Annotated in this window: 10 protein-coding genes; 8 read left to right on the forward strand and 2 right to left on the reverse strand. The window is 41.3% G+C overall.

The window, feature by feature from the left end; translation table 11 throughout:
- From BN1360_RS11235 to BN1360_RS11260, 6 genes are all read left to right on the forward strand, one after another.
- Positions 1 to 894 carry a hypothetical protein gene (locus BN1360_RS11235; protein WP_068779933.1) on the forward strand — a complete coding sequence of 298 codons (894 nt, stop codon included), beginning with the start codon at positions 1 to 3 and terminating at the stop codon, positions 892 to 894.
- Between the two features lie 19 nt (positions 895 to 913).
- Positions 914 to 1,162: a hypothetical protein gene (locus BN1360_RS11240; RefSeq protein ID WP_036714855.1), complete on the forward strand. Its 249-nt coding sequence runs from the start codon at positions 914 to 916 to the stop codon at positions 1,160 to 1,162.
- 105 nt (positions 1,163 to 1,267) lie between these two features.
- On the forward strand, positions 1,268 to 1,624 hold the full coding sequence (locus BN1360_RS26385; RefSeq protein WP_420707929.1) for a DUF4320 family protein: 357 nt from the start codon (positions 1,268 to 1,270) through the stop codon (positions 1,622 to 1,624).
- Between the two features lie 17 nt (positions 1,625 to 1,641).
- On the forward strand, positions 1,642 to 2,076 hold the full coding sequence (locus BN1360_RS11250; RefSeq protein ID WP_009225522.1) for a hypothetical protein: 435 nt from the start codon (positions 1,642 to 1,644) through the stop codon (positions 2,074 to 2,076).
- 18 nt (positions 2,077 to 2,094) lie between these two features.
- Positions 2,095 to 2,880 carry a Flp pilus assembly protein CpaB gene (gene cpaB / locus BN1360_RS11255; protein WP_068779935.1) on the forward strand — a complete coding sequence of 262 codons (786 nt, stop codon included), beginning with the start codon at positions 2,095 to 2,097 and terminating at the stop codon, positions 2,878 to 2,880.
- Between the two features lie 34 nt (positions 2,881 to 2,914).
- Positions 2,915 to 7,888 carry a fibronectin type III domain-containing protein gene (locus BN1360_RS11260; protein WP_068779936.1) on the forward strand — a complete coding sequence of 1,658 codons (4,974 nt, stop codon included), beginning with the start codon at positions 2,915 to 2,917 and terminating at the stop codon, positions 7,886 to 7,888.
- Between the two features lie 65 nt (positions 7,889 to 7,953).
- Here the strand turns inward: BN1360_RS11260 and BN1360_RS11265 are convergent, their stop codons facing one another.
- Positions 7,954 to 8,157, reverse strand: coding sequence for a hypothetical protein (locus BN1360_RS11265; protein WP_068779937.1), 204 nt, complete (start codon positions 8,155 to 8,157; stop codon positions 7,954 to 7,956).
- A gap of 203 nt (positions 8,158 to 8,360) precedes the next feature.
- On the opposite strand from BN1360_RS11265, the gene BN1360_RS11270 reads away from it, so the two are divergent.
- Both BN1360_RS11270 and BN1360_RS11275 read left to right on the forward strand, forming a co-directional pair.
- On the forward strand, positions 8,361 to 9,872 hold the full coding sequence (locus BN1360_RS11270) for an SAM-dependent methyltransferase (RefSeq protein WP_068779938.1): 1,512 nt from the start codon (positions 8,361 to 8,363) through the stop codon (positions 9,870 to 9,872).
- Positions 9,850 to 10,797, forward strand: coding sequence for a BsuBI/PstI family type II restriction endonuclease (locus BN1360_RS11275; RefSeq protein ID WP_068779939.1), 948 nt, complete (start codon positions 9,850 to 9,852; stop codon positions 10,795 to 10,797). The genes BN1360_RS11270 and BN1360_RS11275 overlap by 23 nt, the downstream gene beginning before the upstream one ends.
- A gap of 231 nt (positions 10,798 to 11,028) precedes the next feature.
- Here BN1360_RS11275 and BN1360_RS11280 read toward each other — a convergent pair whose 3' ends face one another.
- Entirely contained in the window at positions 11,029 to 12,408 is a 1,380-nt protein-coding gene (locus BN1360_RS11280) for a helix-turn-helix domain-containing protein (RefSeq protein WP_068779940.1), read from the reverse strand.
- Between the last annotated feature and the right edge of the window lie 137 nt (positions 12,409 to 12,545).

Genomic DNA, 12,545 nt, shown 5'->3' on the forward strand with positions numbered 1-12,545 from the left:
TTGATTGTATCTAATATCTTGCTGTTTCTGTCCGTCATGATTATTTCCGGACTGGCACTAAAAGTTTTGTTGCCCAGTTTCGATATGGAAAAGCGCTATGCGAATCAGGCAGCGTTACTTCAGAAAAATCACAGAGAGTTACGGCAACTGAAAATGGACCCAATCACGGTTATGTTTGCAGAAAGGCTCATGCCGAAGTTACTCAATCTTCGGCTGCCAATTTTTAATGGGAAGCTTCGTCGGATGTACAATCTGCTTGGAAAAGAAAACACCTTTGAGGAAGAGCTTGCTGACAAAGCGGTTAAATCGCTTGCCGGGAGCCTTCCTTTTTTAGTGCTTCCTTTTCTGCTCGATCTTCCAGTTCTGTTTTTAGCCATACCGTTGGCAGTAGCTGTGTTCTTTTTTGCGCAACTTGGTGAAATAACCAAGGCCTATAAGCGCAGGCAGGAAGAGATCACAAGGGATTTGCCGCAGCTCATAAGCAAAATGATGATCGCTCTCGAAACAGGTAAGTCATTCATGACGACAATTCAGAGGCTGGAGGAAACGAGTGGTCCCCGGATGAAGAAAATGCTGGCACGGCTCAATGCCAACATCCGCATTATGAAACTCACCGATGCCGTAGATTTGTTTGCAGCTGAAACCGATGTTCCCGTCATGCGGGACTTTGCTGCTGCGGTAAAGATTGGGATTAATAGCGGTTACGGAGAAGCCAAGAAGTACTTCGACAGCATTAAGGGGGATCTCCGGAAACTCCGGCTTGCTGCGCTAAAGGAAGTCACCCGTAGCCAGCCAGAGAAGATTAAGACGCTATATATTCTGGTGGCTCTTCACGCTTTTGCAGCCGTCATTATTGCTTTTATTGATATTTTTTCACAAATTCAAAACTTATAAAATTCAGGAGGTAATTGGAATGAAAAGATTTATGAACAAAGTGGTAACTTGGAAAAATGGTGTGGCTGAGAAGTTGGTAGTTCGTACTGAAACAGTTGTACTCAGACTGGCAAGACCTTTACAAAATCAACAGGGGGCTTCAATCGTAGAAATTTTGGGTTACGCCCTGTTAGCTGTACTTGCTATTGTGGTTGTATGGGGCTTGATCAAAGGCTGGCTCCCTACTTTCTGGCAATCCATCACAGGGAAACTTGACAACCTTTCTTAATGATTAATACCAAAAAAAGCCACGGGAGGGGAGAGAAGTTCGGTGCTTAAAACATGGCTAGCTCCGCTCAGGAATAACCGTGGAGCTGTAGGTTCCATTCCACTCATGTTTTTCACGCTGGTCGCAGCCATTTTTCTCTATCTTGGTATCGACCTGTACGGTTACATCGTACAGCAGCAGAAATTGACTGTTGCTACAAATGAGTTGCTTGAAGTTATCAAGGCCGAGAATGGTTACGATAGTGCGAATCGCGAGCAGTTCAATAGGCTTATTCAAAAGACTGGTATTGATCCGGCTAGAGTAACTCTCACGGCTACTCCGAAACTTGTGGAAAGAGGAAATACCGTTGAGGTTGAGGCTAGTATGGAATATGAATGCATCGGTCTAAAACCGCTGGGAAAGACGGTAAAGCTCCCGATACGCGTAAAGCAAGATGGTTTAGCTCGTACATTCTTCCGATGACAGGGAAGTGATCTAATATGTTCCGAAATCTGGCGCTGATATTATTCGGCGCCTTTGCTTTGTTTTTTCTCACTGATTTTCTGGTAGTCTACAACGCCCATATCAAAATTGAGAAGGCTGTGGAACAAGCGCTTGATGGAGCGATTATTGCTGGTGTCGAAGAAATAGAGCACCAGAGAGGGAGGTTGGAACTAAATGAATCTATAGCTCAAAGAACGGTTCATAACATTTTGAAAACTAATTTGAAACTAAACACCGACCTAACCAATGATTTTTTTTCGAATAGTCACTTGGTGACAACAATTTCCTACCTGAACACAGCATCAAAAGTGCCAAGAATTGAAGCTCAGTTTGATACTCGTGTGAAACTCGTTGCGGGTAGGATTTTAGGATTTAATTCTTATCCATTAACTATCAAGCGCCACACACCTTATCTTGGAGAATTTAAGTAACAGGGAGTGAAATGTATTTTGAAAAAATTATGGAATAAGGCCACACGACGATTGCTCATCGTATTTGTCGCCTTAATTTTGGCTGGAGTAGCCGTTGTTATTCAGAGTAGCATCGTCAATAAGCAGGTGACAACGGAATTGGTTTATGTGGCAGCAGATAATTTAACTCCGTATAGTCTGGTGGAAGGTAAGCTCGTACAACGTAATGTTGTGAAGAGTGAAGTTCCAGATGATGCTATCCGGGATTTGAAGGAGCTGGAAGGCGAATCTTGGGTAACAACTGAGGTTGGAATTCCTAAAGGAATACCAGTTTCCAAGTCGATGCTTATCCCGGCTAAGGAAAGCAAATTTGGAGAAAGTCTTGAATTAAAAGACGGAGCGATGTTTGTTGGTGTCAAGACGGACCAGGTTAAGAGTGCCGGGGACATGATTAAGCCGGGAACCATTGTTGATGCTTATGTGTACATCAAGGGGCAAGACCGACAGCCACCCGAGTTGGTCACTCCTTCTGATGATCCTTTGCTTAAAGGTCTACTCATTAAAGATAGACAGAATCAGAACGGTTATGAACCTCAGAGGGAAGGATCGGGGAATCAGAATCCGATCCCAGCCATTGCGGTCGTAGAGACTACTAATCCAGATGTGGCAGCAGCACTGATTAAGTATCAACAAGAAGGAGAGGTTTACTTCACCCCGACTGGTGTGAACGTAGATGTGATTCCCTTAGAAAAAGAAGTAAATGCTGCTCAAAGCCCTGATGAAGTTTACTCATCCCCATCTGGTACGGAGTCCCCTGATCAGTGATTAGGGGACTTATTCTATAACAGGAGGTTAGAGAATGTTTAGAAAGTCACTTATATTTTTGATATCCGTAGCTATGTTTACATCTACACTGCTTGGACAAGGCCCACGTGCATTTGCTGATGATAAAGTTCAGATCAGCATTAAGGCTGATCCTAAGATTGACATTGCACTGGCAGCAGGAAGCACGAATTTAGAATTGTCCAATTTCGAGCAGGATTTAAAGGCTAAATTAGCTGCTAAAGGTGTAGATGCTAATCAGTTACAAGTACAAGCTTTAGAAATGAAGTCTATGACAGCAGAAGATACATTTGATTGGCAAATATATGACCATATTAATTATCCAGAACCGTATGGTAACTCACTTTATCGGCATATTATCGTGAGTAATAAGGATATAAGTTTCTATGGTTATACTGATAAAGCTCATAAAGATTTTATGTTTATGCCAGATTCCTCTGCGGAGAAAAAAACTTTCACGTTCGAGGTTTTAGAGCAAAAAATGGACTGGCATACACTCGAAGGGGCTGGATTCTTATTTAATGCAACCATTAACACTGGATACGTTTCAGGATATGTTATTTTATTCGGTCAAACGGAAATCAAATTATTTGAGCTAAATCAGGTAAATGTAGATCTTCTTCGAAATGGCACTTATAATTCATTAGCCAATGCAGGAAGGCTGGTTTCTACATTTCCAAGACTTGCGGTGACTTCGCATCAAGTCAAAATAGAGGTAACTCCAACTAGTATTAATATGTGGGATAACAATCAAGTGTTAATAAATAACTACACTTTAACAAGTAAGTATGGGAATGGGTTTGGTCCATTTGCAAGCTATACAAGCCATGGTTGCTCTTCTGTATCTTCCTTTACGTTTAAAAATATAAAAATGGAAACGAAAAAGCCAAAGCAATACAGAGAGGTATTATTGCAACCAATCTGGAGGGAAGGGTCAGATCGCTTTATTGTCAATGTTGATAATAATGTGATTTCCGATTTAAACAGTACAACGGCTTCTGGAGAAATTTTAACACGTATGATTAATAACGCTGTTGATTACGTAGCTATAGGCTCTTCAACTAACCAAGAACAGGCCAATGCCTTTATTACACGTAACAATGGTAACGGAGTATTTATTAATGGGAATAACTATGCAACTGCGATCGATCAGCTAGCAAACTATATCTTCACTAAAATCAGATCGAATGGCAGTTCACAATACATGATCCTTGATGAGGATAATCATCTTGAGGTTAATCCATCTTCATTCATGAATAATACCCAAACACCAGAATTTCCAAATGGCCGTTGGAAAATTGAACATGATAGTACGTATTATGAGAACAGTACTGGTCAAGCCCAATGGAGCGGAAGATGGCAAAAGGATTTGCCGCTGAAATTTGATAAACCAGGGCGCTATGAAATCTGGTTTGGCGAAGACCACCCTACACCACAATATCTCTATGTGCATCGTAGACCAGTAGCAGATTTTACACTAAAAGTTACGAAGGGGACTAGCAATTACACGATTACCGTTAACAATCAGTCCTATGATCTCGACATGGAGTCCACACCAACAAAGGGGATTGCACAAACGGAGTGGAAATGGCGCGAGACAACAGCCACCACATGGACAGATGGCATGATTCCTGGCAACCTTCCTTTGGGTAAGGACTATTTAGTGCAACTTAGAGTATTGGATTATCAAGGAGCATGGAGCCAACCAATGGTACGTTATGTTGCTACCGGTTCCACTGCATTGAAGCCTATTGCAGATTTTCGAGTTCCAGATCAAGTGACCAAGTATAAAACGCTTGAAATACAAGATCATTCGTATGACCCGGCTGGCAGAAACATTACACAAAGGGTTTGGAGTATTAAGAGAGAGGGTACTGAAATATACTCTGGTTCAACCATGATAAGTAACTTTTTAGCTTACGGTGCAGGGGAGTATACAATCTCATTAAAAGTTTTAAATGATGCCAATTTGTGGTCGGATGTATTTCAGCGTCATATTACAGTGACGGAGGATTTATCGGCACCTAAAATCTCATTTAGTCCTTCTGATGCAACTTGGACAAGCGATCCTGTATCTGTCACTATTCATTATTTTGATGATAGTGGATTGAGCAATAAATACTACAAAGTGACTCAATCTAACCAAACTCCGTCTTCATGGGATACGGCAATAGATATTGAAAATATTACACTTACCAATGAAGGTCAGTGGTATATTCACGCTAAAGCACAGGATATTGCAGGGAAAGAGACCACGATCTCAGCGGGGCCATACCAACTTCAACTGTCCCCGGATATTCCTGTTTTAAAACTCAATTCTATTGGTGAGAACTGGTCCGAGATCGGATGGTCACTGCCAAACCACTCTTTAGGGGATGGATATCAGTATAAAGTTGAGAATATTACAACAGGACGCTCATGGTTAGTGAACCATCCAACGGATCATATCAGGGAAGAAGGATTGGCTGCTGGATCGATTTATCAATACCGCATAAAGGCGGTGAATCACGTAGGAGAAAGTGAATGGAGTGAACAGTTTGAAGTGCTCACTCTTCCGGCTCCTGTTGATGGTTTGAAGGTATCATTTGTGCCAAATAACAGTGGGACGGTCAATGTCTCGTTTGATGATGTTGAGTCTGCTGTAAGCTACCAACTCACTATCAAGGAGGGATCTGATATTGTTTATGAGGAGGAGCTTAACACCGCTGGAACACATCAAGTAACAGGACTAGAGGGAGGCAAGCAGTATACTGTAATTGTAACTGCTCATAATGCAAGTGGCGCTGGTCAAAGTAGTGTACTTGGCTTTTTATCTCTTCCAGCAGCTCCGGGCGAATTCCAATCCGTTCAGATCAGAGAAACAGAAGTGGAGTTGTCATGGACGGCATCGCCAACCGCAGCGCTGTATGAAGTGCTGCGTGATGCAGTAAGTCGATATAGCGGGTCTGATCTATCCTTTACTGACACCGGTCTGAAAAGCGGAACAGAGTATGATTACTCGATTTCAGCTAAGAATGAATCTGGGTTCGGTGATATCGCTTATCTTAATGGGGTTTTGACGCTTCCGGGCAAGACGAAGATTACTGTCGATGAGATTGGTAAAGATGTGGTCAACTTTTCAATTTATACGGTTCGTGGTGCTGAGAAATATGTGGTGCTGGTGAACGGAGTGAAGGAAAAGGAATTGGCTCCTGAAACAAAGCAATTTGAAATCGATTCTCTTAATTCAGGCACTGAATACACATTTGAAGTCTACGCTGAAAACCGGAGCGGTACTGGCGTAGCCAACAGAGTAACAGTCCGCACTTTGCCTGACAAACCGGGTGAATTATTGATTACAGACATTTCCGATACAACGGCGAAGCTTAGTTGGCAGCCAGTAACAGGAGCGGATAAATACAAAGTTACAGTAACGGATGACGTGTATTTTGAGACATCTGGGACTGACATTTCGCTCAGCGACTTACGGGCTGGGGAAACTTATCAGTTGAAAGTGCAGGCCGGTAATGCATCGGGATATGGTGAGGCTGCTGCTAAGACATTATTAACATTGCCAGCCAGCCCCGATGTGCGGATAGACAATGTTCAAGCCACTCAGTTTACCTTGGCTTGGAACGAGGTCATTAGCGCAACGAAGTATGTAGTTCACAACGAGCAGGATGAAATCATTGGAGAGACAAAAGAAACTAGTTACACTATCACAGATTTGAAGCCTGGCTCCACTCATACTGTTTACGTATCCGCCGTGAATGAGACTGGCGAAGGTAAAAAATCCAGCTTCACTCAACGCACTCTTCCGGGTGAATGGGGCATCGATCCGAATGATCCTCAATCCAGTCAACCAATCACTGTTGGAGACCGAGGCGATCATTCTGTAGTGATCGTTATCGATCCGGTTGAGGGAGCGGATCAGTACAAGATTGTTGACGACGCTGGTAACGTCGTAGGCATCATTACTGCCCCTGAGACAGCCAAGGAGATCGGAGGACTGGAGAGTGCCAAAGAGTACGACGATTGGACGATTATCCCGGTTAACGACGTCGGAGAAGGTCAAGCAACTCCTGTTCCGCCGTTTGTGACACTGCCTTCTGCTGATTTTACAGTGTCGGTTGTTAATCCTACACATCAGACACTGACTATTATGATTGATAGTCAACTTGTAAACGAAACCTTCGTTTATACGCTGAATGGTAAAGAGTTATATCGTGGGAAGGACAAAACCTTCACTGTTCGTAATCTCACGCCCAACAAAAGTTATACCTTTAAGTTGTGGACGGAAAATAGTGCTGGTGATAAAACAGAGCCTAAATCGGTAAGCGGTCAGACACTATCTGTACCGTCATCTGACGGATCGGGTGGTGGAAGCAGCCCATTGAAACCGGAGACACCTGTAGATGAGAACGAATCCACGATTCCGGATACAGGGAATGATTACCAAACTGGTACAAGCCAGCCAGGCTTTCAGGACATAGACCGTAGCTTTGCTAAGGAAGAAATTTTTGCGCTTTACGCCATGGGCATCGTCAAAGGCGTGTCCGATTCCAAATTTGAACCGGACCGCCAAGTGACTCGTGTGGAGTTTGCATCAATGCTCGTGCGGGCTATGGAGTTACAAGAAGCCTCTGATGCAGCCCTTACCTTTGAGGACGTACAACGGACGGCGTGGTATGTGCCTGAACTATCCGCCGCTGTGCTAAATGGAATCGCCCAAGGGGTTAGCGTGAAGGAGTTCCGGCCAGTTGATCCCATCACACGGGAGCAAGCGGCTAAGATGATCGCTAATGCGGCATATCAAGGTAATGTACCTGCAGCCCAAGCCAATTATAAAGACGCTGGTCTAATTGCTTGGTGGGCGAAACCGGAGGTAGCTGCTCTGACTACTGAGCGAGTTATCACCGGTTATCCAGATCAGACATTTAAGCCAAAACGTGACATGACACGGGCTGAGTGTGCTGCTTTAATTTATCGGTCCTTGGGACTTATCAAGTAATAAAATTATGCAACAAGGCACTTATCAAATGATTCATATAGAATTTGATAAGTGCCTTTTTTCTGTTATGTATGTTTATTAAAACCTAGAATTGTTGTTACATGTACAATTTCATTCAATGGTATCCAAACAACCTTATCTGGCGATTTTATTTTTACCCTACTGTGATCCTCTCTCCAGCTTGGTAGTCCCGAAATTTTGGAATTGTCTTTGAGTGTAAGGATAACCTCTTTGTTCTCCTTTATTGCCTTAGCTATGTAAGTCAACATTATCTCGCCTCCCTGTAACTTAATTCCATATATTTACATGAAATCCTTCTTTTTTGGATGTTTTATTGAGTATTTACGACTATTATTGAAACATGCTACGAAAAATATTAAGAAACTATCGGACCCGTGCTGTCTGGTTGTTGGATAACAGAATTTCTAGAGCATGATATAATGGTTTAACAACGTAGTAAGAGGTGAATGTAATGTCTCAATTACTCGAAACTTTAGATAAAGAACGATTAGTGATCAATCCTTTGTTGAAGCGTAAATCCGAACTTGGACAATTTTTAACACCAGCAAGTGTCGCTAAATACATGGCTTCAATTTTTGATAAAAACAAATTATACGATCCTAAAATTTTAGATGCTGGAGCGGGTATAGGTACACTAACAAGTGCTGTTTTGGAGCGTATTGTAGCCGAAAAGACAAGCAACTCCGCTGAAGTTACAGTTGTGGAGATTGATGAAGTTTTACGCGAACGACTTCAGTCTACGCTGTCTTTATTTGAGAACAAGCTTAGCTTAAAATGGGAAGTGGTACCCGATGACTTTATTGAATGGGCAACCAATCATTTGCTCAATGAGGACAGCTTATTGGCTGAAAAAAAGATTCGTTATACTCATGCAATACTTAATCCGCCTTACAAGAAAATAACCAGTTCATCACGCCATCGTAAATTGATCCGATCAGTCGGTATCGAAACTGTTAATTTATATTCCGCATTTCTCGGACTAACCATCGAGTTGATGGAGTATGGTGGCGAGATAGTCTCAATTATTCCAAGAAGCTTCTGCAACGGACCATATTTCCGTCCATTCCGGCAATTAATCCTAGATAAAACAGCAATCAAGCACTTGCATCTATTTAATTCTAGAGATAAGGCATTTAAGGATGATGATGTGCTGCAGGAGAACGTGATTATCATGTTGGAACGTGGGGGAGTTCAAGGTGAGGTGATGATCTCAACATCACAGGATGACAGTTTTAAGGATTATGAATTAAACAGTTATCCGTTTGAGAAGATTGTGTACCCACAAGACAAGGAACTGTTCATCCATATTCCTACTTCCACAGGTGATGGGTTCCTTGAAAGGTATCCTTCGGTTTGTTTTTCACTTGAGGATATTGGAGTGTCGGTTTCAACCGGACCAGTTGTTGATTTTCGGGTAAAAGATCATCTTCGTGGGATGCCAGAGGAGGGTACAGTACCTCTCTTTTACCCTAACCATTTCGTCGGAACTACTGTGGAGTATCCGAAAGTCATGAAAAAGCCTAACGCAGTTGTTCGTGATGAAACAATAGAGAAGTGGTTATATCCAAATGGGTATTATACGGTTGTTAAACGGTTTTCATCAAAAGAGGAAAAACGTCGAATTGTTGCAGGGGTATTAAATCCAAATAGTGTTGATTACCCTGTTGTTGGCTTTGAGAACGGACTTAATGTATTCCACTATAAGAAACAAGGTATCCCTGCGGAGATGGCATATGGATTATATGCATACCTTAATTCATCCGCAGTCGATAAATACTTCAGAGTGTTTAATGGACATACGCAGGTGAATGCCACCGACCTCCGTGCTATGAAGTATCCTAGCAAGGAAAAGCTTGAAATTCTTGGTAGATGGGTAATGTCCAATTTTGATACAATAGGTCAAGAAGAGATTGATCGGAAATTGGAGGAAGTTATCAATAATGACAAACAAAACTCATCCTAATATTGAGCAAGCTATAGAAATTCTGAAAGCTCTCGGTTTACCCAGAGCACAATTAAATGAGCGGTCTGCCCTTTGTCTATTGGCAATACTGGATTTGACACCTGATAAAACTTGGTCTGACGCTCAAAATCCTTTGGTTGGAATAACACCAATGATGGATTTTAGTCGAACTCATTATGGAAAAGATTATGCTCCTAACACTCGTGAAACTTTTAGGAGACAAACAATGCATCAATTCGTTGATGCCGGAATTGCTTTATATAATCCTGATAATCCAACTAGGCCTGTAAATAGCCCTAAAGCCGTTTATCAGATTGAGCCTGAAACTTTGCAGCTAATTACGAAATATGGCACCCTTGAGTGGAATACTTCATTGGCAGATTATCTTGCTACAAGACAGACCCTGATCGAACGGTATGCAAAGGAAAGGGAGCAGGCTAGACTACCTGTTCAAATTGCGCCTGGCAAAAGGATCCACATTAGTCCGGGTGAACACAGCGAATTGATCAAAGCGATCATAGAGGACTTTGCGCCACGATATGCACCAGGTGGGATATTGATCTATGCCGGGGATACAGGCGAAAAGCTCGGCTATTTTGATGAAAGGTTGTTGGTTAAGTTAGGGGTCAGAATTGACTCACATGGAAAAATGCCTGATGTTGTGATTTATTATCCTGATAGGGATTGGTTACTACTCATTGAATCAGTGACAAGCCACGGTCCCGTTGATGGTAAACGGCATGAGGAGTTAGCGCGGCTGTTTCAAAGTTCTTCAGCTGGGATAGTATACGTCACAGCATTCCCGAATCGTTCAGTGATGGCTCGATATTTAGGGGTCATCGCTTGGGAAACTGAGGTTTGGGTTGCTGATGCACCGTCCCATTTAATTCATTTTAACGGCGAAAGATTTTTAGGACCATATTGAATAATTTATAAAAACTTGGCTCAAGCTCAAGATAGAAGATGATTCCTATACAATACAGGAATTATCTTCTGTCAATGGTCTCCTTTTCATTATTGTTGTTACCTAAGCCCTAATTAAACAGACCAGTTCGTGAACTGGTCTGTTTGTGTAAATGTTATAGATCTTCACATTCCTCCGTGATGATCCATTAGGTGAATAATTGGCGGAGAAAAAAGAACAATTAACGAGAGACTAGACATAAATAGTACTGCCAGTTTTCTTTTCATTATTATACACCTCTGTAATTATTTTTTGGTAGGCTTCTATTAAGGCTTTATCGCACTTTTCACGTAAGCTTTCAAAAAGGCCTACACATTTAATTATACAATTTTTTTCATTAATAAACGCTGATTTATTCAAGCTATTCATTAAGTACTTAAAACCATCCTTATAGAGGCCTTTGCTTAGGTGATAGTCAGCTAATTCAAAATAAAGGCGTGCAAGACGTTCTTCAATAGTCTGTTTAGTATAAACATCATTTGAATGTTCTGCTTTGACTATTGAAGAAATATCAAATCTTTCAAGAATGCTATCAACATTATAATGATAACGATTGGCCGCTTCGATGATATTCAATAAAGATAGCAATCGTTCGTCTTTGTTGGATTCAAGATACTGGATGTATTCTGGTAGTACGCTAAATTCTCCAGCTGACAACTTGGTGACCATTGTATTCATCTTAGCCCAAGCATAGAATTTTTCTTTCCAAATAAGCGTATCCTTATCATCTTCTCTTACCCAATCTAAGTTTGCGTACAATGCAATGTACTGCATGGCTCGTTCATAGTCTTTCTTGATTTCAAAAACGCTGCCTAATAGTAGATTTGAGTAAGCTATATATGTGAAAAGTGGTGTTGTTAGTTTATAGTCTTGATGATTATATTTTGTAGTTCTTTGATATAGGATTTCAGCCTTGTTTTTGAGTTTTTCAGCCGTTTCCTCTACTTTGTCCCACCGGCGTAATGAACGGTATGTATTCGCTAAATCCTTCAATGCGTCCAACTGATCGTATTCATCCAAGCGATCAACGAATAATTCAAATTGTATTGCTGCTTGATAATTTTTTTCTTGATCCTTTCCAAGTTTGCACATAAACAGGCGATATTGGCAAAGGGCCAAACGTTCTGAATGCTGACTTCTTTCACTGAGAGCAACATTTTCATATAAAATGATAGCAGCTTCTTTTTTACCGATTCTATAGAAATCTTCTGCCACTTCAAAGAGGTGTGAAGAATATAACAAGTTGTCGAGCAGCAATTGAACGGCTTTATGAATCAAGTCCCAATTGCCAATCTCTGCACACCCATAAATAAAAGGTTTAATTCTGCGCCAATTGGGAGTAGATTCTGCTAGAACTTCTTCAAAATACTGAATATAGAAATATCCTTTTTCAAAACCCATGCATTCGGTTATCAGGTCCAATTGATCAATACTCAAGGTTCGGTTTCCACTTAGAATAGAACTTAATGTTCCGATATTTATACCTATTTTTTGAGCAAATTGACTTAAGGTTAATCCCTCTGCCTTCATATAATCATTAAGTCTTGTAGTTATCGTGGTTACAAATTCCATACTAACCACCACCAAATGGGAATATATAATATTTCAATAATATCCAATTTTTGAATGTCGGTCAATTTTAAACCTCATGACACGAGTTCATTTTTATTGTCAACTTCGATCTCTACACCTGCATAGCGTTCATAGTG

The organism is Paenibacillus sp. GM2 (genome assembly GCF_900069005.2).
Taxonomy (GTDB): Bacteria; Bacillota; Bacilli; order Paenibacillales; family Paenibacillaceae; genus Fontibacillus.

Bases quoted from the DNA above. Each gene is read 5' to 3' on its own strand.
- BN1360_RS11260 (WP_068779936.1), top strand. From the start codon at position 2,915: ATGTTTAGAAAGTCACTTATATTTTTGATATCCGTAGCTATGTTTACA.
- BN1360_RS11280 (WP_068779940.1), bottom strand. From the start codon at position 12,408: ATGGAATTTGTAACCACGATAACTACAAGACTTAATGATTATATGAAG.
- BN1360_RS11240 (WP_036714855.1), top strand. From the start codon at position 914: ATGAAAAGATTTATGAACAAAGTGGTAACTTGGAAAAATGGTGTGGCT.
- BN1360_RS26385 (WP_420707929.1), top strand. From the start codon at position 1,268: ATGTTTTTCACGCTGGTCGCAGCCATTTTTCTCTATCTTGGTATCGAC.
- BN1360_RS11250 (WP_009225522.1), top strand. From the start codon at position 1,642: ATGTTCCGAAATCTGGCGCTGATATTATTCGGCGCCTTTGCTTTGTTT.
- BN1360_RS11265 (WP_068779937.1), bottom strand. From the start codon at position 8,157: ATGTTGACTTACATAGCTAAGGCAATAAAGGAGAACAAAGAGGTTATC.
- BN1360_RS11275 (WP_068779939.1), top strand. From the start codon at position 9,850: ATGACAAACAAAACTCATCCTAATATTGAGCAAGCTATAGAAATTCTG.
- BN1360_RS11270 (WP_068779938.1), top strand. From the start codon at position 8,361: ATGTCTCAATTACTCGAAACTTTAGATAAAGAACGATTAGTGATCAAT.